The 25868-nt window shown below is 67.7% G+C and carries 19 protein-coding genes and 1 pseudogene; 6 read left to right on the forward strand and 14 right to left on the reverse strand.

The genetic code is table 11. The features are described from left to right. Nucleotides 1-2: 2 nt before the first annotated feature. Complete coding sequence (locus tag L5G28_RS03500; protein ID WP_237000547.1) at nt 3-764, reverse strand: TSUP family transporter; 762 nt, start codon at nt 762-764, stop codon at nt 3-5. Nucleotides 765-842: 78 nt separating this feature from the next. Between L5G28_RS03500 and L5G28_RS03505 the strand changes: the two genes are divergently transcribed. Beyond that, the gene (locus L5G28_RS03505) at nt 843-1298 is read left to right on the forward strand and encodes a hypothetical protein (RefSeq protein WP_237000309.1); all 456 of its coding nucleotides are present in this window, start codon (nt 843-845) and stop codon (nt 1296-1298) included. On the opposite strand, the gene L5G28_RS03510 is transcribed toward L5G28_RS03505, so the two are convergent. The 6 genes from L5G28_RS03510 to thpD all read right to left on the reverse strand — a co-directional run bounded on the left by L5G28_RS03510 (nt 1295) and on the right by thpD (nt 14091). Further along, on the reverse strand, nt 1295-1729 hold the full coding sequence (locus L5G28_RS03510) for a hypothetical protein (RefSeq protein ID WP_237000310.1): 435 nt from the start codon (nt 1727-1729) through the stop codon (nt 1295-1297). The genes L5G28_RS03505 and L5G28_RS03510 overlap by 4 nt on opposite strands. 175 nt (nt 1730-1904) lie before the next feature. Next, entirely contained in the window at nt 1905-5258 is a 3354-nt protein-coding gene (locus L5G28_RS03515; protein ID WP_237000311.1) for an arabinosyltransferase domain-containing protein, read from the reverse strand. Then, nucleotides 5251-8616 carry an arabinosyltransferase domain-containing protein gene (locus L5G28_RS03520; protein ID WP_237000312.1) on the reverse strand — a complete coding sequence of 1122 codons (3366 nt, stop codon included), beginning with the start codon at nt 8614-8616 and terminating at the stop codon, nt 5251-5253. Before L5G28_RS03520 ends, L5G28_RS03515 begins: the two co-directional genes overlap by 8 nt. Nucleotides 8617-8651: 35 nt before the next feature. Beyond that, nucleotides 8652-9698, reverse strand: a complete 1047-nt coding sequence (locus tag L5G28_RS03525) for an NAD-dependent epimerase/dehydratase family protein (RefSeq protein WP_237000313.1) — start codon at nt 9696-9698, stop codon at nt 8652-8654. Between the two features lie 147 nt (nt 9699-9845). Continuing rightward, on the reverse strand, nt 9846-13154 hold the full coding sequence (locus L5G28_RS03530) for an arabinosyltransferase domain-containing protein (protein ID WP_237000314.1): 3309 nt from the start codon (nt 13152-13154) through the stop codon (nt 9846-9848). Nucleotides 13155-13233: 79 nt separating this feature from the next. After that, on the reverse strand, nt 13234-14091 hold the full coding sequence (thpD, locus tag L5G28_RS03535) for an ectoine hydroxylase (protein ID WP_237000548.1): 858 nt from the start codon (nt 14089-14091) through the stop codon (nt 13234-13236). Nucleotides 14092-14302: 211 nt separating this feature from the next. Between thpD and aroQ the strand changes: the two genes are divergently transcribed. The 3 genes from aroQ (at nt 14303) to L5G28_RS03550 (ending at nt 17583) form a co-directional block, all read left to right on the forward strand. Next, nucleotides 14303-14746 (forward strand): type II 3-dehydroquinate dehydratase, encoded by a 444-nt coding sequence (gene aroQ, locus L5G28_RS03540; protein ID WP_237000315.1) that lies wholly within the window; start codon nt 14303-14305, stop codon nt 14744-14746. A gap of 298 nt (nt 14747-15044) precedes the next feature. Beyond that, the gene (locus L5G28_RS03545) at nt 15045-16472 is read left to right on the forward strand and encodes a DEAD/DEAH box helicase (RefSeq protein ID WP_237000316.1); all 1428 of its coding nucleotides are present in this window, start codon (nt 15045-15047) and stop codon (nt 16470-16472) included. Nucleotides 16473-16599: 127 nt separating this feature from the next. Beyond that, nucleotides 16600-17583: a type IV toxin-antitoxin system AbiEi family antitoxin domain-containing protein gene (locus L5G28_RS03550; RefSeq protein WP_237000317.1), complete on the forward strand. Its 984-nt coding sequence runs from the start codon at nt 16600-16602 to the stop codon at nt 17581-17583. Nucleotides 17584-17631: 48 nt separating this feature from the next. Here the strand turns inward: L5G28_RS03550 and L5G28_RS03555 are convergent, their stop codons facing one another. From L5G28_RS03555 to dprE1, 4 genes are read right to left on the reverse strand one after another with little or no spacing between them, the layout of a single operon-like run. After that, nucleotides 17632-18378 (reverse strand): MBL fold metallo-hydrolase, encoded by a 747-nt coding sequence (locus L5G28_RS03555; RefSeq protein ID WP_237000318.1) that lies wholly within the window; start codon nt 18376-18378, stop codon nt 17632-17634. A gap of 6 nt (nt 18379-18384) precedes the next feature. Then, entirely contained in the window at nt 18385-20304 is a 1920-nt protein-coding gene (locus L5G28_RS03560) for an arabinofuranosyltransferase (protein WP_237000319.1), read from the reverse strand. Nucleotides 20305-20353: 49 nt separating this feature from the next. Continuing rightward, on the reverse strand, nt 20354-21115 hold the full coding sequence (dprE2, locus tag L5G28_RS03565) for a decaprenylphospho-beta-D-erythro-pentofuranosid-2-ulose 2-reductase (RefSeq protein WP_236998104.1): 762 nt from the start codon (nt 21113-21115) through the stop codon (nt 20354-20356). 37 nt (nt 21116-21152) lie between these two features. Continuing rightward, nucleotides 21153-22571 (reverse strand): decaprenylphosphoryl-beta-D-ribose oxidase, encoded by a 1419-nt coding sequence (gene dprE1, locus L5G28_RS03570; protein WP_237000320.1) that lies wholly within the window; start codon nt 22569-22571, stop codon nt 21153-21155. A 112-nt stretch (nt 22572-22683) separates the two neighbouring features. Between dprE1 and L5G28_RS03575 the strand changes: the two genes are divergently transcribed. After that, the gene (locus L5G28_RS03575; RefSeq protein ID WP_237000321.1) at nt 22684-23094 is read left to right on the forward strand and encodes a universal stress protein; all 411 of its coding nucleotides are present in this window, start codon (nt 22684-22686) and stop codon (nt 23092-23094) included. Here the strand turns inward: L5G28_RS03575 and L5G28_RS03580 are convergent. Then, nucleotides 23084-24301, reverse strand: coding sequence for an alpha/beta hydrolase family protein (locus tag L5G28_RS03580; RefSeq protein ID WP_372477157.1), 1218 nt, complete (start codon nt 24299-24301; stop codon nt 23084-23086). The genes L5G28_RS03575 and L5G28_RS03580 overlap by 11 nt on opposite strands. Nucleotides 24302-24498: 197 nt before the next feature. Between L5G28_RS03580 and L5G28_RS03585 the strand changes: the two genes are divergently transcribed. Then, the gene (locus L5G28_RS03585) at nt 24499-24930 is read left to right on the forward strand and encodes a GtrA family protein (RefSeq protein WP_236998220.1); all 432 of its coding nucleotides are present in this window, start codon (nt 24499-24501) and stop codon (nt 24928-24930) included. Between the two features lie 75 nt (nt 24931-25005). Here the strand turns inward: L5G28_RS03585 and L5G28_RS03590 are convergent, their stop codons facing one another. Together L5G28_RS03590 and L5G28_RS19385 are read right to left on the reverse strand one after the other, a co-directional pair. Then, nucleotides 25006-25716, reverse strand: a complete 711-nt coding sequence (locus tag L5G28_RS03590) for a DUF5685 family protein (protein ID WP_308191944.1) — start codon at nt 25714-25716, stop codon at nt 25006-25008. A 5-nt stretch (nt 25717-25721) separates the two neighbouring features. Next, nucleotides 25722-25805: pseudogene (locus L5G28_RS19385) on the reverse strand (hypothetical protein); the annotation flags it as partial. Between the last annotated feature and the right edge of the window lie 63 nt (nt 25806-25868).

Raw genomic sequence — 25868 nt, forward strand, 5'->3', positions numbered from 1 at the left:
GACTACGTGAACTGGTCGTAGGAGAGTTTCGCTGCCATGACGACCACGATGACAAGCAGCGCGTAGCGGACTATCTTGGTTCCGCTGCCGAGGACGAGTCGGGAGCCGACGACGGAGCCGGCGATGTTGGCGACGGCGAGGATCGCGCCGAGCAGCCACATCACGTGACCCTGGGACGCGAACACGGCGAGCGCGCCGACGTTGGTGGCGGTGTTGGCGACTTTCGCCATCGCCGCCGACTGCAGGAAGCTCTGATGCAGTAGCGCGGTGAGCGTGATGATCAGGAACAGTCCGGTACCGGGGCCGAACACGCCGTCGTAGAAGCCGATCACGGCGAGCGTGCACACGGCGACGACGAACCGTGTGCGCGACACCGGTGCGAACGATTCACGGGTGGCGCCGAACTGGGGGCGCAGTGCGACGAATGCGCCGACGGCGAGCATCGCGGCGATGACGAACGGGCGCATCATGTCCGAGCTGACGGCCGATGCGGCGAGTGCTCCGCCGACGGCGCACAGACCCGCGAGCGGCACACTGATCGCCACGATTCGGCGATTCACCTCAACTCTCCGCAGATACAGAACAGCGGCGGTCGCCGTCCCCCAGAACGCGGTCAGCTTATTAGTGCCCAGGGCCGCGGCGGGCACGGCGTTGGGGAACGCGATGAGGAGCAGCGGAAGCAGGACGAGACCGCCCCCTCCGACGACGGCGTCCATCCATCCCGCGACGAGAGCTCCGCCTACGAGAAGGGACAGCAGCGGCATGCTCGGCAGGTCCACGTTCACAGATTACCCAGCGTCCCGTTCGCGGGACTGCTTAGCTTTCGGCTATGGACACCATCGATGGTCTACCGTTGCACCCGCTCGTCGTACACCTCGTCGTCGTCATTGTGCCGTTGGCCGCTCTGGCCGTGGTCGTCGCGGGCCCTGTGGCCGCGGGCGCGTACGTGGATGGGGCCGATGCCGTTGATCCTCGCGCTCGTCGGCCTCATCGCCACGCCGATCGCGACGACGGCCGGTGAGAATCTCGAGGACCGTCTCGGCCTGTCGTCGCCTGCCGTCGACGAGCACACGTCGGCGGGGGACGTCGTGATCGTCGGAAGCGGATGCCTGTTCGGTGCCGCGGCCCTCCTCTACCTGATCGGGCTGCCGCTGGTGACCGGGCGTCTCCGGTTGTCGCAGTCGGCGGTGACGACAGTCGACGCGGCCGCCCGCGTCCTCGCCGTCGCTGCCGCGATAGTTGCCGTCTACCTCGTCTTCCGTGCGGGGGACACCGGGTCCCGCGCCGTCTGGGGCTAGGCGGCCCGTTCCTGTCCGACGACGCAGTCGGGAGCGTCGCACGGGTGCGGTCGGCCCGCCCATCCCTCCCGGTTCAGGACGAGCGTGAGGCGCCCGTCCAACTCGACGATCAGACCGAATTCGGCTGCCAGGTCGGCGCGATAGTGCACGACCACGCCAGGCCTGCGTCGGACGTTCCGGTGCGCGTCGACGCTCACGTGGATCGGCCCGCGGTCGGAGCCGCCACCGGCCCCAGCATGGAGCGCCGATTCGTGGCTCAATGCCGACGGTGCGGTGTCCAGGACGGCACACCACGCTCGCTGCGTCCATGTCAACGGGCCGGTGTGAGCGACGTACACCCCGCGGTGCACGGCCACCCATCGTCGCCGATGTACCTGGCTGCGGATGTGTGCAGTCGTGACACCACAGTCGAGCGCCTGCTGTCGGTTCACGACTCCGCTCTGGCGACGCAGCAGACCGTGCAGACGCCTGAGTGCTTCGTTTCTCCCCCATGAGACGACTATCGTCGTCGACTCGCCCGAGCGAAAGGGACGCCGAGCACCCTGTGGATAACTTCGTCCGAGAGTTGAGACCACATAGTGGTCTCAACTCTCGGACGAAGCCAGGTCAGTATCCCTTTGCGCGCATCGGGGCCGGGTTCTCCAGGCCGCTGACGGTGTGCGAGCCGGTGATGATGTCGGCGGGTCGCGCATCGGGGACCAGCGGGTAGAAGCGTTCCAGACCGCCCCAGTCGCGACCCCAGTCGTTCCGCAGATAGGTCGGGACCAACGTGTACCGCAGGAGCGCCTCCGTGATGCCGAGGGGCCCGCCGTTCACCCCGTCCGACCACGTCTGCGTGTTCTTCCGGGTGGCTTCCGCATCAGGCATGATCCGCCACTTCGGGAGTTCGAGGAGCCCGTGACTGACGGCCATCGGCCGCTGGCACGGGAACACCAGGCCGGGCATCCAATCGATGAACACCGGGTCGGTCCGCCCGACGACGTCGTTCAACGTCGCCAGCGTCGGGAGCCGCGGCGGGGTGATCGCCACCCACTCCTGGACGGCCATCGCGTCGTCGACGACGTGCAGGCGGACCACGGAGGCACGCGGCGGTGCGTCCTTCAACACGAAACGCAGCGTCCGCCAGTTCGACGACGTCGAGAACGCGTCCTGCGGCACCTGCGGAGCCCCGACCGGTACGACGCGGCCGTCCGCTTCCACCCGACCGTATTCGGCGACTACCCGCCGTCCCTGCGTGACGCCACCGAGTTCGCCGACCGCCTCGATCGATCCGGCGGCAGCGACCGACAGCAGTGGACGGTTCTCGCCGGCGTCGCCGGCCTGGACGCCCATGTCGTACCAGCCGGTCGTCAGTTCGCTCGTCTGCTTGGAGCCGTAACTTCCGAGCACGGGCGTCGTCGCCGGATCCAAGCCGTACGGCAGCTTCACCGCGCCTGCCGTTGGCGCGGGTTCGCCGGCCGAGTCGGACTCGCCGGACCCCAGTTCGTCGGACCCCGTGTCGTCGAGCTCGGAGTCGACCGAGTCGCCTCCCGCGGTCGGCGGGGTGATGACGTCGTCGTCCTCCTCGTCGTCGCTGGAGCGGCGCTGATCGAGCGGGTCGATGAGCACGTTCGACGGGACGCCGTCGGCGGTGAACCCGATGTTCGCGGCACCCAGCGCCGCCTTCGCCGATGGTGCGGCGCGTCCGTCGACGGCTGCCGGCTTCAACACCGCCTTGTTCGGGTCGGCTTCGACGAGGACGTCGTTGGCGAGTGCGCACTCGTCGCCGGTCAGGGCGCGGGCGTTCGAAGTGGCCCACGACCAGCTGTCGCGCTGCACCCACGCAGCCTTCACGAACGAGCCGAGCATGATGAGGACGACGATTCCTGCGATCACCGGGATCGGCGAGAAGGTGAACCTGAGCAGGCCTGTCTTACGGGCGCCGGTGCGGACGTCGTCGTCGGTGAAGTCGTCACGGAAGTGGAACCACAGGCCGACGGCTGCCACGCCGAGAGCGAGGACCAGCACCACCCAGCTGAGTTTGATGCCCGCCACCTCGATCGGACGGTCCCACCAGGGGATGCCGTACGACCCGACGTACCACCACATGTTGGTGCCTGCCGTCGCGACCGCCGTCACCAGCAGGACGGCCGCCGCGAAGAAGGTGCGGTTACGGCGAGACCGCAACAGCTTCGGCGCCATCATCGCCGTCGTACCGGCCACCAGGACCGCACCGATCGCCGCGTAGATGCCGAAGTGGTGGGTCCACTTGGTCGGCGTGAACGATGTGAAGAACATCGTGCCGATCATGACGCCGATCAACCGCCAGAACGGTCCGCGTGCGATTCCCGCCGGGTGCCTGCTCGACATGAGACGGAAGATCGCGACGACCAGCGCCAGGATCATCATCAAGATGCCGAACCGGCGCGGGAACGTGCCGTCGCCGGTGTCGAGCACCAGCCAGTAGTAGCGGGTCGGTTCGCGCCACCACTCCTCGGTCGGGCCCACCTCGGTCGCTACCTTGTTGCCCTCCAACAGCGGTGCGAGAGCCTGTGAATAGAAGATCATGAACAGCACCGCGGTGCCCGACGCGAGCAGCGGGGCGACCAGCGCGACGAGGCCGTCGCGCTTACGTCTCGACACGACGCCCTTCACCAGGGGCCGCAGGCCTGCGATGAGGGCGGCTGCCGCCATGAGTCCACCGGGCGCGAGCGCCAACGTGAATGCGGCGGCGATGGTCGCTATCGCGTACGGCAGCAGACGTTTCGTCGCGATGGCGCGTTCGACGCACACCCAGGTCAGCAGTGCGCCGACGGCTTCCGCTGGTTCTGGGCGGATACCGTTGTTGTACGGCATCCAGATCGCCAGGAACACGGTGGCGCCCGCCCAGACGGCGGCCGTCGAGTTGCGGACCGCCCGGCCCAGTCGCGGGATGGCTTCACGACTGATGATCCACCAGCCGAGTAGCCCGAGCAGGAACGCCGGCAGTCGGAGCCACGGGGTCGCCACCGAGATGTGCGTCATCCACGACAGCACCTGGAAGTGCCAGCCGAACGGATCCTGCGGCACGCCGAAGTAGCGGAAGTAGTTGTCGGCGTACCCGGCTTCGCCGGTGATTCGGGCGACGGTGATGTTGTAGCCGTCGTCGGAGGTGTTCCCGCCGATCAACCACCAGGCGGCGAGAACGACGAACACAGCGACGTCGGGGCCGCGGATGGTGAACCAGCCGCGCGGCAGGAACCGTCGGTGGCCGCGGCCGTCCCGCGAATCGAGGACGCCGAGCGCGATCAGCGACAGCAGCGTCATCACGATTCCGACGATGATGACGGCGAGCTTGAGTGGCGTCGGCGAATTGATGAATCGGGTGTCGACTGTCGCGTGCACCGACAGACCGTCGCGCGGTGCGTTCGACGGCAGATCGGAGAACACGCCGACGATCTGCGGGCGCATGTCGGGGTCGGCGTTGCGGTACGAGGTGGCTGCGCCGTCAGGGACGCCGGTGATCGCCGCGGTTACGCCGTCGGCACCGCCGGTCAGGGTGAATGCGCAGTCGGGCGACGACTGTGCGGCGCGGCGGTCAACCGACAGCAGCACGACGTCGCGCACCACCATCGACACCGTATCGGCGGTCGCGCGGACGAACAGTCCACGGGCTGTCGCCTGACGTCCCTGGCTCGGTAGCGTCGACATGAGGTCGCCGCCCTCGGCCGGGAGTTCACGCGCCAGCGAGCAGGGCACCGACGTCGTCATGTCGATGGGCACGAACGACACCATCGGTGCCGTGACGTCGGTGATCGCGTCGTTCTGCGGCCACGCGAGCTCGGCGGTCTTCTGATCGATCGGGAGGATCGGCGTCAGACACGCCATCAGGAAGCCGATCAGGCCCGCGACAATCGCGACGATCTTCGTGACGCGATAGTCGCCGCCGCGCAGACGTCGGCGGGTGCCGGAATCGTTCGGAGCGTCGGTGAGGTCAGTCATTGTTCGGCTCCAGCCGGATCGATCCGGTACGGCTCAGTCCCCATCGGGTGACCGGTGCGGTGTCGACGCGCGCGGTGGCGGCGTCCGGGGTCAACGGGCTCAGTCTCTCCACCGACCCCCAGTCCTCATGCCAGTCGTGGCGTAGATACGTCGGGACGCTGACCTGCGTCGTCGTCGATTCGACGACGGACAGCGGGCCGCCGCCGCTCGCCGCCATCCACGTGCGCGACTGCGAGTTCGCGGTCACGAAGTCGGGCAGGATCCGCCAGTCCGGGACCTCTGCGACCCCGTGCGGGAACGTCATCGGATTCTGGCACGGGAACTGGGCGGCGGCCATGAAGTCGATGAGCGTCGGATCGGTGGAACCGATCATCTCCTGCAGGGTGACCAGTCTCGGGGCGCGCGGCGGGGTGATCGCCATGAACTGCTTCGGGCCGAGGTTGGTGTCGGCGAGTTCGAGCCGCATCACCGTGGCCTTCGCGGGGACCGCCGTCATCGGGACACGCAGATTGCGCCACGGCAGATTCGGGGTGATCGGGCCGGCGTCGATCGGGACGACGTCGCCGCCGACCCGGACGAATCGGCCGTCGGGTCCGCGCTTGCCGAACTGGGCGACGAGCTTCTGGCCGAACCTGGGATTGCCGTCGCGGTCGATGGTCGACACGGCGCCCGCCGTCGAGATCGCGATGATCGGCGATGCGTCGCGCGCGGGCAGCCCGTACCAGCCGGTGGTCAGGTAGGCGTTGGCGGCGAACCCGTAACTGCCGAGGACCGGTGTGGTCGCCGGGTTCAGACCGAACGGCAGCGCGTGCGTGGACCCGTTGACCGTCGTCGGGCCGGATCCTCCGGTGGTGCCAGCGCCGAGCCCACCGATGATGGAGAACGGTTTCGCCACGGAGCCTGCGACATGCATCTGGCCGGCCCGTGCGCTGGACGGCGTCGGGGTGAGATCGTCCAGGATTCCGTTGGGCGAGAAGCCGACCGGCTTGTCTCCGGCGAGTGCAGCGGTCGCCGACGCCCCGTCGGCTGGCACCAGCATGCCGATGTTCGGGTCGGGTTCGGCGAGCACCTGGTCGGCCATGCCGCAGGTGTCGCCGCCGAGGGCGTCGATGTTGTTGGAGAAGACGGTCATCGCGGGGCTGCGGGTGACGACGGCCTTGCCGAAGACGGCAAGGGTCGCGACCACCATGAGTCCGGCGATCAGGACGAGAGGCGTGTGCGCGAACGCCAAGCGGCGTCGGTCTGCGGCGCTGTCGGGCTGGCCTGCGTCGTGGTGGGCGAGGCCCTTGTTGGTGACGTAGTCGTTGCGCAGGTGCTGCCACAGGGCGACGGCGACGGCGACGACAGCGAGGACGAGCAGGACGGACGAGACCTGGATGCCCTTGACCGCCGGAGCCATGTCGAACCAGGTGATCCCGAAGCGGTACGCGTACGGCCACGCGTTCTTCCCGGCGGCCGCGGCGGCCAGCGCGAAGAGCAGGCCGACGGAGAGCAACGAGAGGTTGCGTGAGGACCGGGCTCCGGCCTGTGCGATGGCCAGACAGGCGACTGCGGCCAGTGCGGCGCCGACTCCGGCGAACACACCGAAGTGGATCGTCCACTTGACCGGGGAGAGGAAGAACAGCAGCAGGGTGACGCCGAATGCGCCGATCAGACGCCACGTCGGGCTCGATCCGACACCGGTAATGCTGCGGCGGCGCAGCAGAACGGCTGCGGTGACGATCGCGGCGACGAAGATCAGCAGGACGGGGATGCGTCGGGCGAGCGCGCCGTCGGGGGTGGTGACGGTCAGGAAGAAGTAACGCAAGAATTCCTGGTGCCACGGGATGATCGGCCCGGTCTGATAGCGGGTCTTGACGGCTTCGAGCACGGTCATCAACGTCTGGTCGCGGAACACGATCACCGAGAAGACGGTTCCGGCGGCGACGATCGGCGCGAGGAGAGGCAGCAGGCCCGTCTCTCGGCGACGGTCGAGGAGGACGTGCAGGAGCGGGCGGGCCGCCACGAGCAGGATCGCGACACCGATGACGCCCTGCGGGGCGAGCGCGAGCATCGCGGCGGCGAGTGCCGCGGCGAGCGCGGCGGGCAGTAGCCGTCGCCGCGTGATCGCCGCCTCCGTGGCCCACCACGTCAGCAGCGAGCCGAGGACGATGACCCCTTCGGTGCGCAGTCCCGAGCAGAATGGCAGCCAGAACGCGAGGAATACGGCGGCAGCGGTCGCGACGGCCCACGCCGTCGACCCGAACCGGCCGATGAGACCGGCCTTGCCGGTCCCGGACATGAGGTGCGGCAGGATGATCCGCGAGAGCACGAACCACGACGCCAGCCCGGCCACGAGGATCGGCAGATGCATCCAGACGATGCTCGTCGACACCTGCGACCAGAGGGACAGGAAGCTGTAGTACCAGTCGAACGGCGCTTCGGCGATGCCGTAGAAGCGGTAGTAGTTCGACATGTAACCGGAAGCGTCAGCGGCCCGACCCATCGTGAGGATGTAGCCGTCGTCGGGCGCCGCCGCGCCCAAGAACGTCCAGATGACCAAGACGACGGTCACGACGGCATCGCTCAGCCGAGGACGGACAAGGTCGAGAACCGTGCGTGACTCGGTGAGAAGTCGTGCGGTGTAGCCGTGCACCCGGTCGAGACACCACAGTGCGAACAGGGCGAGCAGCGTCGCGAGGACGGCGATCACCATGGCGACGATCTTGAGTGCTGTCGGCGAGCTCTCGTACCGATTGTCCACGTCGATGCGAGCGTGCATCCCGGCGTCGGCCATCGCCGTCACCTGCGGGGTGCTCATCGATGTGTAGAAGCCGTCTATCTGTGGCCGCTTGCTCGGGTCGAGCTCGCTGGCCGGTCCGAGCCCGGTGAACTGGGCTCCGGTCGCCGTCGCCGACGAGAATATGTGCAGGTCACGGCATTTTCCTGCGGCGATGTCGGCGCGGGACGCGGTCGCGGCGACGTTCGCGCGCATCGACACCGTGATCGACGTCCGATTGGCGGTGACGGCCAGCGTCCGCTGCGAGGCTCCCTTGGCCTTCGCGGGCATCGTCGTCAGGACGGTTGCGCCTTCGGCGGGCAGGGTCGCGAGTGCGGCGCACGGGATCGTTACGTCCAGCGACTGCGCGGTCTGCGCGATGAGGGGTGCGACGACGGACGGATTGTCGGCGTTCAAGTCCTGACCCTGCGGCCAGCTGATCGAGGCGCTGGTCTGAGACACCGGCAGCAGGGGGACGGCGACCGCCGCGAGCACCGCGATCAGCCCGGCGACGACGGCGACCAGTCGGGCCGCACTCGCGGACAGCGCAGCTCTACCGGGCGCTTGCGGATCGGACGGGTCTGGGCTCGACTCTGGCACGGAACTTGACGTTAGTCGACGGTGCCTCAGCCTGGCTAAACGGGCGTTATGGCGGGCGAGTCCGGGAGAACCGGCGTGAAAGGCGCGCCGGACGATGGGCGCGCCGAACCCATCTGGCCGGACTCGGCGAGGAACGCGACCAGGTCGGCGAGGGTTCGGCTCGAACTGCGCGGGCGGTATCCGAGGTGTTCGGTCGCTTTGGTGATGTCGACCGTCGGCTGCGCGAGGAGGGCGGAGATCGACGCACGGGACACGAGATCGGAGCCGAACAGTCGGCTGATCGGCTCGGCGACGGGGACGATTGCCTTGATCACCGGCAGCGGAATCGCCGCGAGGGCACGGAAACGGCCGCACAGGCCCGCGACGGTCCGCATGGCGTCGAAGATTCGGACCTGCTCGCCGCCGAGGAGATAGTTCTCCCCGGTGACCCCGTGCTCGGCGGCGAGCGTCAGTCCGGTCGCCACATCACGGACGTCGACGAGGTCGAACGAGCCCTCGGGGAACAGCGGGACCTTGCCCTGCGCGCCGTCGCGCAGCATGCCGTTGATGCGGGACAGGCCGTGGTCGACCGGACCGTAGACGCCGGTCGGATTGCAGATCACCGCGTCAAGTCCGTCGGCGATCACCTTGCGCAGTTCCTGCTCGCCCGCCCACTTGGAGCGGTCGTACACCGGGAGCGCCGGATCGTCTGAGCGGGCGGAGGTCTCGTCGACGGTCCCGCTGTCGGTGTACTGGTCGAACGAGTGGATCGAACTGCAGTGGACGAATCGTCGGACGCCCGCGGCGAGTGCGGCGCGGGCCGTCGCTGCGACACCCGCGGTGTTGACGCGCCAGGCGAGGTCGTCTGCCTGCTTGAGGGTGATCATCGCGACCAGGTGGTACACGGTGTCGACCCCGGCGAACGCCTCGGCGAGGGCGTCCTGGTCGAAGACGTCGGCGCGGCGCCAGGTGACGTGCGGGTGGTCGAGGCAGTGCGCGGGCGACACCCGGTCGACCGCGACCACGTCGTGCCCGTCGGCGACGAGCCGCTCGACGAGGTTGGTTCCCACGAATCCCGCGGCTCCGGTGACAGCGACCTTCATGCGTTGTCCTTCATGTTCGACGGAAGCGAACCGTGTCGGACGGCCGCAAAATTAGAACACGTTCTAATCTGTGTGGTCAGCTTAAGGCACGGCGAAGCGCGTGCCAACCCCTCGCCGGACGGAGGCGGGCACGGATTTCTTGCGGGGTCAGCGGCGGATCGGCGCCGGACTCCACAGACCGCTGCGGGTCTGCGTGCTGTAGTCGATCTGCGCCGGTGTCGCCTCGTCGTACGGGGTGTAGCGCTCCAACGCGCCCCAATCGCGACCGATGTCGCCCTTGAGGTAGGTCGCGACCGTGTCCGGCCGCTGCGACACCTGGAGCCAGCCGAGCGGTCCGCCGCCGAGGGCGCCCTGCCATGCGCTGACCGCGGCGGCGAGGTCGGCGCCCGGTCGGACCCGCCACTTCGGCGTCTCGACGACGCCCGCGTGGAAGTTGTACGGACGCTGGCACGGGAACACCAGACCGGACGTCCAGTCGACGTGGACCGGGTCGGTGTCGCCGACCGTCTCCTGCAGAGTCGTCATCTCGGGGATGCGCGGCGGTGTGACGACGATGAAGTGGTCCTCGGACAGGTTGTCGTCGTCGGCGACGATCCGTACCGCCGTCGTGTCCGACGGGAGCGACTCCGTCTCGACGCGGACGTTGCGCCAACTCGGACGCGGTCCGGGATCGATCATCTGTCGTTCGCCCGCGACCGTCAGGTCGGCGTCGCGCGTGGAGTCGGTCACCTCGTCGGTCGTGTACTCGAGATGGAGTTCACTGGATCCGAACACGCCTGCCGCCGAGAATGTGACGAGCGGCCGGTTCTGGAAGTCGGCGGGCACCCGGTACCAGCCGGAGGTGAGGTCGGCCGGGCTCTGGTCGACCTCGGAGTAACTGCCCATGACGGGAGTCCGGGCCGGGTCGAGCCCGAACGGCAGGATCGCCCGCGAACCGTTGGTGCCCGCGGCGGCGGCGATCCCTCCGCCGGTTCCGCCGCTATTGGCGATGAGCAGGTCGGGGTCGAGGCCCGCGCCCCAGGCGAGGACGCCGAGCGACCCGGCGGGCGCCAGAGTCTCGAGGTCTTCACGAACGCCGTTCGCGCTGAAACCGCTGGTCGCGGCGCGCTCGGCGTCGGCGGGCGCAGTGGTCGGTCCGGCGAGCGGATCGGTGAGCGAGGCGTCCACCGGGCCCAACTGGTAGAGGTTCGGGTCGTCTTCGACCCACACTTTGTCTGCCATCCCGCACTGCTGTCCGGTAAAGGCTTCGATGTTCGAGCGCGGCACCGAGTACGAGTCGCTCTGGCGAATCCCGGTCATCGCCGCGGTCACGAGCAGGAATGCGGCGATCACGGTGGCCGCGAGGCCCAACGGCGACGCGGTGAGGATTCGGGTGGCTCGTCGGACCGGGCGCGGCTGATGCTCCGACTCGGGGTCGACGCCCGCGAACGGTTCACGGAAGTGGAACCAGAGCGCCAGCGCCATCAGCGCGAGGGACACGTACAGGAGGATCTGGCCGAGGGTGATGCCGCCGATCATCACCTGGGAGGTGCCCCACGGCATGCCCCACGCCGACGCGTAATAGAAGGAGTTCGGTGCGGTGAACGCCAGGCCCGTCACGAAGACGACGAGTGCGGCGAAGATCGTGCGGTTGCGTCTCGAATGAGTCGCGCCCGCGCTCGCCGCGATCGCGGCCAGCGCCGCCAGCGCTGCGGTGAGCCCGGCGAACACGCCAAAGTGGTGGGTCCACTTGGTCGGGGTGAACATCAGGAACAGCAGGGACCCGAAGGTGATGCCGACGATGCGGCGCGCCGGACCGAGCGCGGTGCCGGGTATCCGGGACTTGCGGATCAGGACGGCGCCCGCGACCGCCATCGACAAGATCATGATGACGACGGCGAAGCGGCGCGCGATGGAACCGTCGGCGGAGAACGCGAACAGCGATGAGTACCGGTCGATCTCGTTGTACCACTCGAGCGACGGCCCGAGATCGGTCTTCATCGTCGAACTCTCCATGAAGGCGGCGAGCGTCAAACCGGAGAAGACCGCGAAGATGACGAGCACCCCGGCTGCCACGATCGGCGCGAACAGACTCAGGTACGCGGCCAGCCGCCCCGAACCGGTCTGCAGTCGGACCTCCCGAGCACGCCGGACCACCGCCAAGAACATCGGGCGGGCGCCCGCGACGAGTGCGGCCACCGCCAGCACGCCTGTCGGACCGGCAGCGATGCTGAACGCGCCCGCGGTGCACGCGATCGCGGCGGGCAGCAGTCGGCCGGTCGCGATGGCGCGCTCCACCGAGCACCAGGTGATCAGGGCGCCGAGGCAGATGATCGGTTCGGGGCGCAGTCCGTTGTTGAACGGGAACCACGCGACGAGGAACACCGCAGCGGCCGTCCAGCCGACCGCCGGACGGGTGAGTGCGGCGCGGCCGATACGCGGCAGGATCTCGTGACTGACGATCAGCCAGACCACGATGCCGCACACCAGGGCCGGAATCCGCATCCAGACACTGGCGACCGAGACGTGGCTGAGCCAGCCGAACACCTGGTAGTACCAGCCGAACGGGGCCTCCGGGGCCCCGAACCAGCGGAAGTAGTTGGCCGTGTAGTCACTGTCCTGCGCGACCCGCGACATGGTCAGGAGGTAGCCGTCGTCGGATGTGTTTGGCCCGATGATGTGCCACACCAGCAGGAGCCCGACGACCACGTAGTCGCGCGGCTTCAACCGCCACCAGCGGGCAGGGAAGAATCGTCGGTGTCGGCGCCCGTCGGTGGCGTCGAGCCGGGACAGCGCGACCAGCGAGATGATGACGGCGAGTATCCCGACGATGATGGCCGCCCACTTCAGTGCGGTCGGTGTCGTGCTGTAGCGCGAGTCGATGACGACATGCGCGTTCAGTCCCGGAATGTCGTCGACCCGGCCGTCGAGCTGAGTGAACAGACCGGTCATCTGCGGTCGTTGGTCACCGCCGGTCGCGCTGCCCTCGAGGGCTTCGTCGTCGTCACCGGTCAGCCCGGTGAACTCGGCAGTCACCGCGTCGGACGTCGCGTGGACCTCGATGTCGCGGCATTCACCGGACCGGACGTCGGCGAGGGGCGCCGACACCAACGGCATGTTGCGATTGATGACCTCGACACTGCGAGCGGCCTCAGGGGTCGACCGCTCGCCAGTCACCCGGATGAACAGTCCACGCTGCTGGGCCTTCTCGGCGGACGGCGACGCAGTGGAGAGAAGGACCGACGCACCGTCGGGGAGCCGGTCGACGGCCGTGCACGGAACGCTCGCCGTCAGCTCGATCGGCACATAGGAGAAGAGCGGTGCCGACACCGAGCCGACGGCGTCGGCCTGCGGCCAACTGATCTCCGCGACGGTCTGCTTCACCGGGAGCAGCGGCGTCGCCAGAGCGAGCAGCACGCCGAGCAGACCGGTGACGATCGCAGTTATCTGCGCCCGACGGGCGGTGATAGATGGCACAGGGTGACATCCTAATGCTTGGGGTTGCCCCGGTGCCTGTGGCCGGAGCCCGACGCGTGAGCCGGACTCCGGCCGGGGATCACGCGAACTCGGTGTCCCGGATCGGCACTAGCGGTGTTGTATCGCGGTCGGCGATGTACTTCGGTCGCGGCGATTCGGCCCCGAACGGGGCGAGCGGCGCATTCTCAACACTGTTGAACACGAGGAACACGTTCGCCCGCGAATACGGCGTGATGTTGTTGCTCGACGCGTGCATCGAGTTCGAGTCGAAGAACAGCGCGGCGCCCGCTGCCCCCGTGAACTGCTCGATCCCGTACTCGAAGCCGAGTTCGGTGACGGCGTCGTCGGACGGCACTCCGGCCTTCTGCTTCTGCAGCGATTCGCGGAAGTTGTCGTCCGGGGTCTCGCCGACACACGGCACGAACACGCGGTGTGCGCCCGGCATCAGCATGAGCCCGCCGTTGAAAGCGAAATTGTCGGTCAGCGCGATGGACAGGCTGACCGTGCGCGGGGCGGGCAGACCGTCTTCGGCATGCCAGGTCTCGAAGTCCGAATGCCAGCCGAATCCGGTGCCGACCATGCCGGGCATCGCGTTGATTCGGGACTGATGGACGTAGACGTCCGAGCCGAGGATCTGTCGCGCTCGATCGAGGATGCGCGGAGTCCGCGCCAACGCGTCGATCACCCGGCTGTACCGGTGGACGGCGAAGATCGACCGGACCGCGTCGCTGCCGTGTTCCCGGACGACGGCCCCGGACGCGTCGACTCGCGGGTCGGCGGCGAGCCGCTCGAACTCGGTCCAGCAGGTCTGGACCTGGGCGGGCGTCAACAGCCCGTCCTCGATGTGGAATCCCTTCGCGTCGTACGCCGCGACCTGGTCGGTGGTGAACGGGCCGCCGGCCTCGCCCCACACGGCCGGATCGGGTCTGCGCATCATCGGGGCGGTTTCGGTCAGGCGCGTGCGATAGCGGTCCTGCACATTCGTCGCGGTGGTCAAGGAATCCTCCCTTTTGTAATGCGGTGTACGGGCCGACGGTCGCCGACCCTCCCCTCCACCGCTACCAGAGTTCGCGTCGACGGGCCGGGCCCGTGTTCGGTATTTCCCCTGCTGGTCGAGCGATGTGGAGCTCCCGACTACCATGAGACGTATGTCTTCCGCCCTGCCGATCCTGCTGCTCAACGGCCCCAACTTGAACATGCTCGGAACCCGGCAACCTGACGTGTACGGTGCCGACACGCTCGACGACGCCGTGCGTCTCGCCGAGCGGACGGCCGCCGATGTCGGGTTCGGGCTGCGCGCCTTCCAGACGAACCACGAGGGCGAGATGATCGACGCGATTCACGCCGCCCGCGGCGAGGTCAGCGGCATCGTCATCAACCCGGGCGGTTGGACGCACACGTCGGTGGCTCTTGCCGACGCATTGGTGATCCCGGATGTTCCGATCATCGAGGTCCACATCAGCAATGTCCATGCGCGGGAAGCATTTCGGCATCACTCATACATCTCGCCGATCGCTGCGGGGGTCATCGCCGGCTGTGGGATCGCCGGCTACGAGTTCGCGGTGCGACGTCTGACGACGCTCGTCGGCTGAGCGGCCGTGCAGCTTGGTCGCCCGACTCGCGCCACGACTGGTCGGCGGTGCTCGCCGGCAGTGTGTCGCGTGTCCCACTATCTCTCGCGATAGGAGTTGCGGGTCGTCGGTCGGGTAGGCTGTAGTCATTCGGTGCCCGGCACCGTGCGTCGTAGAACGCCCCACGCAGACCCCGACTCGATCGCGGGTGCGTGAAATTCATACGGCGAACCGACACGCGGACCGCGTGTTCGCCACTCGATCTACCCGTATCGGCTCTACCGTGCCGTGCGATTGATCCCTGCCAGTAAGGCTATTAATGACTCTGTTCGCTGATCTCGGCGTGCCCGCTCCCATCGTCGACGCGTTGACCGCCGACGGTAAAGCGTCCGCGTTCCCGATCCAGGAGAAGACCCTCCCCGACACGCTCGTCGGCCGTGACGTCCTCGGCCGCGGCAAGACCGGCTCGGGCAAGACCGTCGCGTTCGCCGTCCCGCTCGTCGTGCGTCTCGCCGAAGCCGGTGTGCGTCGTCGCTCCGGACGCCCCACCGGACTCGTGCTCGCTCCGACGCGTGAGCTCGCGACCCAGATCGCCACCCAGATCGAACCGCTCGCCGCCGCCGTCGGACTGCGCGTCACCACCGTCTTCGGTGGTGTGAAGCAGGCGCGGCAGGAGCGTGCGCTCGGCGCGGGCGCGGATATCGTCGTCGCCTGCCCGGGCCGCCTCGAAGACTTGATGAAGCAGCGGATCGTCTCGCTCGACGACGTGCAGATCACGGTGCTCGACGAAGCCGACCACATGGCCGACCTCGGTTTCCTCCCGGTGGTGACGCGTATCCTGGCTGCGACGCCCGTCGGTGGCATGCGCATGCTGTTCTCTGCGACGCTCGACAACGGTGTCGACAAGCTGGTCAAGCGTTTCCTGAACAAGCCGGTCACCCATTCGCTCGAGGACGCGACGTCGCCCGTCGCGCAGATGACGCACCATGTATTCCGGGTGTCGGGTGCGACGGAGAAGGCGGCGCTCGTTCACGAACTCGCTTCCGGTACGGGTCGCCGCATCCTGTTCATGCGCACGAAGCATCAGGCGAAGAAGCTCGCGAAGAAGCTGACCGCGGAAGGTATCCCGGCGGTGGATCTGCACGGCAATCTGTCGCAGGCTCAGCGTGATCGGAACCTCGCGTCGTTCGCTGCGCCCGACGGTGCGAAGGTCCTGGTCGCCACCGATGTCGCTGCGCGTGGCGTGCACGTCGACGATGTGGAACTCGTCGTCCACGTCGATCCGCCTGCCGAGCACAAGGCATACCTGCACCGTTCGGGCCGTACGGCGCGCGCCGGTTCGTCGGGCGACGTCGTCACCATCTGCCTGCCCGACCAGTGGGGCGATCTGCGCAAGCTCCTGCAGAAGGCCGCGATCAAGGTTCCGGGTCAGCAGGTCACCGCTTCCTCGCCGGAGGTCCTCGGACTGGTCGGCGAACACGCGCCGCTCCGCCACCTCCCGGTGGCCGCGGCTCCTGCGCAGCAGCAGCGTTCGGGCCAGGGCCGTTCCGGCCAGGGTGGACGCGGATCGCGCGGTACCGGTCGTGGGCGCCGTGGCGGTGCCGCGAGTGGTGGCCGTGGCGGAGCTGCGAGTGGTGGCCGTGGCGGAGCTGCGGGTGGTGAGCATTCGGGCCAGTCGCGTTCGGCGGCGAACCCGAATCGTCGTCGTTCTGCCCGCCGACCTGCCGGAGCACCGTCCTCTCGCTAGGTTCTCTCCTCGTCCGCCGATCTGTGCCACATGCTGGTACGAATCGGCGGACGAGGCGTTTCAGGAGTTATCCACAGATGTCCGACACCCCCTTTTGCTGCGTCTGTGCTCCCGCCAGACTGATGAGATGGGGGAGTTCGACGAGTCCGAGGCGCGACTGCGCGGCCTGATCCGCGAGCAGAGCGGGGTGGTGAGCAGACGTCAGGTGCTGGCGTGCGGATTAGGCACCGCGTACCTGCGACGACAGTTGCGGCGTGGATCGTGGGTCGCCGTGTACGAGGGCGTCTACGTGACGCACACAGGTCCGATGACGTGGGTCCAGCGTGCGTGGTGTGCCGTGCTGGACGCGGCGCCTGCAGCTCTCAGCCACCGATCGGCGTTGTGTGCGGTCACCGGGGTTGTCGGGGAGGCGAATGGCATCCATGTCTGTGTCGATGCCCGGCGGAGTGTCACGCGCAGGCCAGGTGTTGTCGTCCACTACCGGACCGACTTCGACGACGTTGTGGTCCGCGATGCGCATCCTCCCCGCATTCGGACTGACGACGCAGTCCTCGACGTTGCTGCGGGAGCCGCGACCACGACGATGGCGATTGCGGCGCTGGCCGATGCGGTGCAAGTGCGGATAACCACGCCCGGCCGTCTCCTGGATGCGCTCGACAGACGCTGCCGGATCCGGCGGCGAAGACTGTTGCACGAGGTGCTGCTCGATGTCGACACGGGCGCGTGCTCGGTGCTCGAGCATCGATACCTCGCGAAAGTGGAACGCCCGCATGGCCTTCCCGCGCCGCTGCGGCAGGCCCCGACGACCGTCGGCCGACGTGGCTTCCGCGACGTCGAGTATGAGGACTTCGGTCTCATCGTCGAACTCGATGGACGGCTTGGGCACGACGACGCAGTCTCTCGAGACCATGACCTGCAACGGGACCTCGATGCCGCGGTCCTCGGCGACCGCCTGACTCTACGGCTCGGATGGGGGCAGGTCTTCGAGCGGCCGTGTTCGACAGCGTCGGGAGTCGCGCGGGCGCTGGCGAACCAGGGGTGGGCTCAGCGGCCTCGTTCGTGCGGTCCTGACTGTCCGATCGAACAGCCCGAAGCCGACTCGGCAGCCTAGTCCGCCGATCTGTGCCACATACTGGTACGGATCGGCGGACGAAGCGTTTCAGCGCGTAAGCGCCTGCTCGACGAAGGTCTCGATGGCGCCGCACAGCATCGGACCGTGGCCCGGCATGACGACGACGGAGTCGAGGTCGGCGAGGGCGGCGACGGCGGCCTCGTTAGCCGACACGTCGTGGGTGAAGACGTGATCGAGGCATTGCGGACCCGGGCTCTTGGCGATCGGGTGGCCGCTGACCAGCGCGTCACCGGAGATCAGGACTTCGCCGTCCCCGGCGAGGAACGCGCTGTGCCCGCGCGTATGACCGTGCGTCGGGACCGCGACAGGCGAACCGGGCAGGGTCGACGGGTCGATGAACGCCTGGGTGTCGGGGATCCCGTCCTTGTCGAGTGCGCCCAGCCGCACGATCCTGCTCAGCCAGCCGACGACGGCGGGACGGTAGGCGAGCGGTGCGATGGTCGACGCGTCGGCCTGCTCCAGGTAGTCGCGGCGTGCGTGCGTCACCTCGGCCGGATCGGCGAAGACGTCGAACGAGTACTCGCGCCGCAGACGTGCGATGCCGCCGAGATGGTCGACGTGCGCATGGGTGAGCAGCGCGGCGCGGATCTCCTGCGGCGCACTGCCGACCCGCCGCAGTGATTCGAGCACGGCACCCGCGTGCCCGGGGTACCCGCCGTCGACAAGGGTCACGCCGGCCTGATCCTGCAGGATCACCCAGTTGACCGTCGATGTCGACACGAAGTGCGTCTTCGCGTCGCCGTGCGAGATGGTCGTGATCTTCAGGTCCGGCATATCGGATCAGCCTTTCTTGACGACGAGGACGAACGGTCCGACTTCGGTGACGGTGAACATCGGGTCGTCGAACACGGTCGGCGAGAACGTGACCGTGTATCGACGCACATTGGGATCGTTGGGGTAGACGTCTTCGGCCAACCGCAGCGTGTAGCCGTCGGCGCTGTACCGGAAGAGGAACACATCGGGGCTGCGCCACGGTGTGGCGGCCATCGCTGCGGTCAGCTCCTGCGTGGTGGTCGTCGACGACCACTGTTCGATGGCTTGGGCGCGTTTGGTGAAGTCGGCGAGCGGATTCGCATAATGCGAGGTCAAGCCTTGGAATCCCCAGTACGGGTACAGGGACAGGAATCCATAGTCCGCGGTCAAGACCACATTCTGGTTCGCCGGCTTCCCGGTCTGTTCCCGGATCAGACGGTGCAGTTCCGGATAGTACGATTCGGCGCCTGCCGGATGCTGGTCGGCGCGCTGACCGTACCCGTCGGTGTCGGTGTACGCGGTGGTGATCTCTGCGGACAGGTGCGACGGGATCGACTGCGCCAGCGCGACCGCCACGATCGCCGCGAGGACACCGATCGCCGTGCGGACGTCGCCGAACTTCGCGACGGCGGCCCGCGCGAGCTCGACGACGCCGAGAATTCCGGCGGCGGCGAGGACGACGGCGGTCACCGCTTCGAGGCGGAACGAGAGCAGCGTGGAGCCGATCGCCGTTCGCGCCAACGACACACACGTGATGCCGAGGACGCCGATCAACGTCCACGCGAAAGCGAAGCCGATCGTGCGCCGAGTCGCGCGCAGCAGAACCCACAGCAGACCGATCAGGGTGAGGACGCCGACCAGGTTGAGCTGGAACATGGGTAGGCCGACCACTGCGCCGTTCTCCGGCAGATAGTGCTCGGCGCTCCCGTCCGGCGTGACGCTGCTCGACGCGCGTTCCACGAGATAGGGCGTCCATACGATGAGCGCTACTGCGGCGGCGACCGCACCCATCACGGCGAGCCGGACGATCACCGCCAGCTGCTCGGCGCGGCGCTCTGACGTCCCGGGGACCGCGGTGTTCCGACGTCGTAGATACGACTGGACGAGATAGCCGACCGCCATCAGAACGGCGGTGCCCGCGAACAGACCGGTGTACAGCGTGTACACGCACGCCGATACGCCGATGAACAGACCTGCGGCGACGACGGACAGCCAGCCGGTGCGCCCGAGCGTCGTCGGCCCGTCGGTGAGGCGACGGCGCCCCCTCAGCGCGGACGCCGTCACGACCATCATCGGGACGCCGACCAGGATCAGAACGGCCGCGTACGGTTCCGGCGACGCGTAGACGAGGGTGACGGCGGTCGACGCGAGGCCGATGGCAGTACCAGTCGAGACACCGACCATTCGATTCCACAGCGCGGTGCCGAGTGCTGCGGCGATCGCGATCGACAGCACCGCCCACAGCTTGTACGCCTCCCAGCCGGGCATGCCGATGAGGCTCGCGAATCGGCCGCCGAACCAGAACCAGCCCGCCGGGTAGTACGGGGCGAGACCGTCATAGGTCATGTCCGCCAGATGTGGACTGTCGGTGAGCCGCGTCAGGTATTCGGTGCGGAACTGCTGGTCGGCGGACAGGCCGAACAGGTAAAGCTTGGTGGCGCCCAACGGCATGCCGAGCGTCACGGTCACCAGCCCGGCAGAGGCCAGCGACGACACCCAGGACGTCCACGTCCGCGAGCGCCCTGATCGGTAGGCGACGACGGTGAGCGCCGCGACGACGATCACCACTGCCTGCCCGAGGGTGGTGACGGCCCGCGACACGTTCGATGTGTTGAACGCGGGCCAGTCGACGGCGCCGATCACCTTCAGGCCGGCGAAGGCGACGACGGCGGCGAGGACGACGGCGCCGCCCAGTTCGGCAACGTCGCGTGCCCGCGGGTTCTTCACGAACTCGCGTCGGGGTTTTGCGGGGGCGTCGGCGGTGGACTGCACGAGATCAGATGGGCAGCTTGCGGAAGATCGGGCGCGGGACGTGGCGCAGCGCCATCATGATGAACCGGAACGGGCCCGGAACCCAGACGATCTCCTTGCCCTTCGCGACGGCTGCGATCGCCAGACGCGCCACGTCCTCCTTGTTGACGGTGAGCGGGGCTTCGGCGACGTGCGCCGACAGGCGAGTGCGGACCTGACCGGGGCGGATCACCAGGACGCCGATCCCTTCGGAGCGCAGGGCGTCGCCGAGACCGAGGTAGAAGCCGTCGAGGCCAGCCTTGGTGGAGCCGTAGACGAAGTTGGAGCGGCGGACGCGTTCGCCTGCCACCGAGCTCATCGCGATGATCTGGCCGTGACCCTGCTCGCGCATCTTCTCGCCGAGGAGAACACCGACGGAGACGGCCGCGGTGTAGTTGATGTTCGCTTCGAGGACGGCGAGCTTCTGGTCCTGCCAGGCCTGCTCGTCGTCGCCCTGGATGCCGAAGGCGACGACGGCGACGTCGATGTCGCCGCCCGCGAAGGCTGTCTCGATGACGTTCCGGTGGGTCTCGGTGGCGAGCGCGTCGAAGTCGATCTGCTCGACCGACGACGCTCCGGCGTCGGTCATCTGCGCGACGGCTGCCTCGGCTGCCGGGTCGCCGGGGACGGTCGCCAGGACCACGCGCATGGGGCCCTTGGTCAGGTACTCGGCCGCGATGGCCAGGCCGATCTCGGAGGATCCGCCGAGGATCAGGATGGATTGCGGAACGCCGACGGCGTTGAACATGCGTATCTGCTTTCGTCTGTGATGTGTGTAGTCGGCGTCAGGCCAGTTCGAGGCGTCGACCCATATCGGACATGAACACCTGGTTCGGGTCCACGCGACGTCGCGTCGCGATCCAGTCGTCGACCTTCGGGTACATGGCGTGGAAGGTCTCGGCGGTGGTCCGCGAATCCTTCGCCGTGTACAGGCGTCCGCCGATCTCCATGACGCGGCGGTCCAGTTCGGAGACGAACTCGTGCAGGCCGCGTTTGATCGGGAAGTCGACGCAGATGTTCCAGCCGGGCATCGGGAAGCTCAGCGGAGCCTGGTTGCCTTCACCGAACAGTTTGAACACGTTGAGGAAGCTGACGTGTCCGGACGCCTGGATGTCGTAGATGATGCCCTTGAACTCCTCGACGGCCTCCGGCGGAACGATGAACTGGTACTGCAGGAATCCGTGCGAGCCGTAGGCGCGGTTCCAGTTCCCGAACAGATCCAACGGGTGGTAGAACTGCGTCAGATTCTGGATCTTGCCCTGGTAGTTGCCACCCATCCGGTAGTAGGCTTCGCCGACCATCGAGAAGTTCAATTTGTTGGCGAGCCCGTTCGGGAAGATGTCCGGGAAGTTGACGAGCGTGGGCGCGTCGAACTTCAACGGGTCCTTGGCGAGCTTGTCGGGCAGCTGGTCGAGTGTCGCGAGCGACCCGCGCGAGAACGTGCCACGCCCCAGACGCGGGGGCTTGCTGATCGCGTCGAACCAACCGGAGCTGTACGTGTAGTTCTCTTCGGACCCGTCCATGTGGAGAGCGATGGTCTCGTCGAGGCTCTTGGTGACGGAGCCGTCGGCGATGAAGTAGGCGGTCTCGGTGCGCGTCATCTTGATCTTGGCGCGCAGGATGATCCCGGTCAGGCCGATGCCGCCGATCGTGGCCCAGAAGATCGACGCGTCCGGGTCGTCCGTGCTGCCCTCAGGGGTGAGGGTGAGGATCTCGCCGGAGGCCACCAGCAGGGTGATCTCGACGACGTGGTTGCCGAAGCTGCCGGAACTGTGATGGTTCTTGCCGTGGATGTCGCAGCCGATGGCGCCGCCGACCGTCACCTGACGAGTACCCGGCAGCACCGGGACCCAGAGGCCGTACGGCAGCACGACGCGCATCAGCGTGTCGAGGTCGACGCCTGCGTCCAGATCGACGATCGCCGTCTCCGTGTCGATGTCGTAGATCCGGGTGAGCTGAGTCATGTCGATCGTCAGTCCGCCGGAGTTCTGCGCGTTCTCGCCGTACGACCGGCCGAGCCCCCGCGCGATCACTCCGCGTTTCAGATACGACGGCTTGTCCGCGTCCTGGTCGGCGACGCGTGCGACGGCGTCGGCGACGACCTCGGGATACGGCGTGGTCAGCACATGCCCTTCGGTGGGCATCGTACGGCCCCAACCCATCAGAGTCCGAGTCTGGATTGGAAGTAGTTCTGAGTTCGTCATCGTCAGTAGAGGTTACCCGCCTCTCGTGTCCGACCGCCGTCTATGTGATGCCCGTCGTCTACATTCGTCTGTGAAGGCGAGGGAGGCCGCCGGGGGAACCGGAAGGAAAAGCATGATCGTGGTCGGGTACGCAGGCGGTTCGCACGGACGGGCCTGCCTGGAGCAGGCCATCGACGAGGCATCGGTGCGCGGCACCGGTGTGTTGGTGATCAACGCTGTGTCCGAAGGCGGGCGAGGCAGCTCGGCCCGCACCGTCCGGATCGTGGACGCAGACGAGATCGCGCAGGTCCAGGAGCGGCTGGTGGAATCGGGTGTGCCCTTCGAGATCCGGCAGCAGATCGGCGCCGATGCGTCCGAGGAACTTCTACGGGCGATAGACGAGCCGGACGCACAGCTTCTCGTGATCGGGATGCGTCGTCGCACTCAAGTGGGAAAGCTGTTGTTGGGCAGCACGTCCCAATACCTGTTGATCGAATGTGCGAAACCGGTGATGGTGGTGAAGCCGCAGCGGGCTACCGCATGATCCGTTTCAGGAACGGCGTCGAGTCCTTCATGGATGCGAGCACCGTGCCGGAGTGGTCCTGCGTCGGGTAGACGTGGAAGTCGACGGGCTGACCGGCAGCCCTCATCTGTGCGTACAGCGAGATCGCCGACGGTGCCGGGACATCGATGTCCTTCAGTCCCTGGCCGAGGAAGATCGGGCGGTCGTAACCGGAGTACGGGGTGCTCATGTAGTCGACGAGGGCGGCTTGGACGCCGGGGATCGACGCGAGCGGCCGAGTGAACCACGAGTTGATCTCGGCTCCGTCGAGCGCGGACTTGAGTTCGGGGTAGCAGAGCTTCTCGGCGAGCCGAACGACGCGTCGTCCCTTTGCGCTGAGCACACGCTCGGGGTGCAGGTCGCTACGGGCGTCGGCGAATCCGGCGACGATGTAGGCGGCGTACGTGGTGAGCCCCGACGGCAGCGCGACCGGTGGGAACTGCGGCCCCGCCTGCCACACGATGTGCTCGATGTTCGCGGGCGCCCCGGTCGCGACGACGCCGCGGTAGTCGAGCCCGCTGCCCTTCGACAGCGAGGTGGCCCGTCGCGCCGCATTGAGGGCTGCGCCCGCACCCTGCGACTGGCCGACGATCGCCCACGTCTTCGACAGGGGGAGACCCGCCTGTCGGGCTGCGATCACCGAGTCGACGGTCGATGTTGCCGCCACCTGTCCGCTCAAATAGCTCATCAGTCCTGGCGTCCCAAGACCCACGTAGTCGGTGGCCACCACCGCGTAGCCCTGGTCGAGCCAGTGGCCGAGGTATGCGACGTCACGGTCGCTGCGCGGCTGGGCCGACGGCGTACAGGTGTCACCGAGCCCGACAGTGCCGTGCGCCCACGCGATCACCTTGTGTCCGCCCGCGGGAGCCGGTCGCTTCGGGAGGAACACCGCGCCCGTGCTGACCGCGGGCTTCCCGTCGAAGTCGGGAGAGGAGTACAGGATCCGGTAGGCGTCGCCCGCAGCGGGCAGCGTGATCGACGGGTCGAGCGGCGTCTTGGCGAGCAGCGTGCCGTGGGCTCCGATCGGGCCGTCGTAGGAGCGTGCGTCCAGCCCCGACCAGACCGGCGTCGGCGTGGTCTCCGCATGTGCGGCGGGCGTCGTCAACGCCATGCCAGCGACCGTCGCACACGCCAATGCGGTGGCACAGAGACGGCGGGTGAGGCGGTGAGCGGAGAAGGTGACGGGCATAGCTTTGGACCTTAGCCCGCGCGGCCGGTGATCGGCGAAAGGCTGCCCGAATCTGCTGTTCACCGATTCTCCCGCGTCCGTCTGGGCGCGCGGACCGATAGGCTGGTCCGGTGTCAGACTCCACACCCGACGACGTCGACCGCGTTCCGTTCCCTGTGCACCCCGCACACGACGACTTCGCGACGCGGCACGCTCCCATGCCGATCGAGCTGCCGTTCGACGACGAAGAGGCGTCGACGAGCGTCGATCTCAAGACTCAGTTGGTTCGCTTCGTCGCGACCGGCGTGCTGTCAGCGGTGTTCGACTTCGCGCTCACCCTGCTACTTCAGAGCGTCGCCGGAGCCCCGTACTGGCTGGCGAAGGCATGCGGTTTCATCCTCGGCACCACCATCGCGTACCTGATCAACCGGCGTTGGACATTCCGGGCCGAACCGAGCAAGGCGCGTTTCATCGCCGTCGTCCTCCTGTACGCGGTGACGTTCTTTGTCAACATCGGCCTGTACAGCCTGCTGATGCACGAGTGGGGTTCGTCTCTCGTCGCCAGCGCTTGCGCTTTCGTCGTCGCGCAGGGCGTGGCGACCGTCATCAACTTCGTCGTCCAACGAACTGTGATCTTCAAGATCAGGTGATTCTGACCTCAAGTTCCCCGCGCAGCCTCGGCATCGCTCCACGGCGGATGGTGGCGCTGAGCGGGGAACTTGAGGTCAACAATCGCAGCAGTCGCAACAATCGCAGCAGTCGGAGCCGTCGCATAGCGGCGAGCGGTACTTGTCCGTGCAGTGGTTCCAGTGGGTGGTGCACAGCGCCGGACCGCAGAACGTCACGCCGCTGAACGGGAGAATCCGCTGGTACCACGATCGGTTCGGTGGGAACGGCGGCGGATACGGCCATCCCTCCGGCCAGTCGAGAGGCTGCTGAGGAGGCCACGTCTGCAGGCCTGATCCGATCGCCTCGATCCGCGCGCGTTCACCTGCGCGGCGACGACGCCGGACGGCCTGGGCGACTCCGTCGACGAGAAGTGCGCGCAGAAGTCGGTCGTCGTGGAGTGCGAGATCCCGGTACCGGTGGGCGACGCGGGCGGCCAGCATCGTCGACCCCGCGAGCGCGAGTTCGTCGGACGTTCCGGTCGCGGTCAGCGGGTTGAATGCTCCGACTGCGTCGTCGGCAAGCCGATCGTCGACGGCGTCGAGGAGATGCGCGAGGCGACCGTAATCGGCTCCGATGTCGGCGAGCACGTCGCGGTTGGCAGGAGCTTGGGCCAGGTCGGCGCTGGAGGCGAAGACGGCGGCGCAGGCCTGCGCGGTCGGTTCGGTCAGCGCATCGAGGTCGGTCGACGTCGTCTCGATTTCGGCCTGACCATGACGGCGTCGGTGTTCGTCGTCAGCCGGGCCGTCTGACCGTAATCGTCGCGCAATGACAGGCATAAGCCGCATAGATGCGCACGCCACTGGTCACGAAGATCGTCGTCGAGCACGTGCCGACACGGCTGGAGCAGTCCGAACATGCGTCGAATCTACTGTCGCGGACCGGGATTCCTTCGGAAGCGCAGTCGAAAGACAGGCCGGCG

It is taken from the genome of Gordonia liuliyuniae, from assembly GCF_021739025.1.
GTDB classification, from domain to species: Bacteria; Actinomycetota; Actinomycetes; order Mycobacteriales; family Mycobacteriaceae; genus Gordonia; species Gordonia liuliyuniae.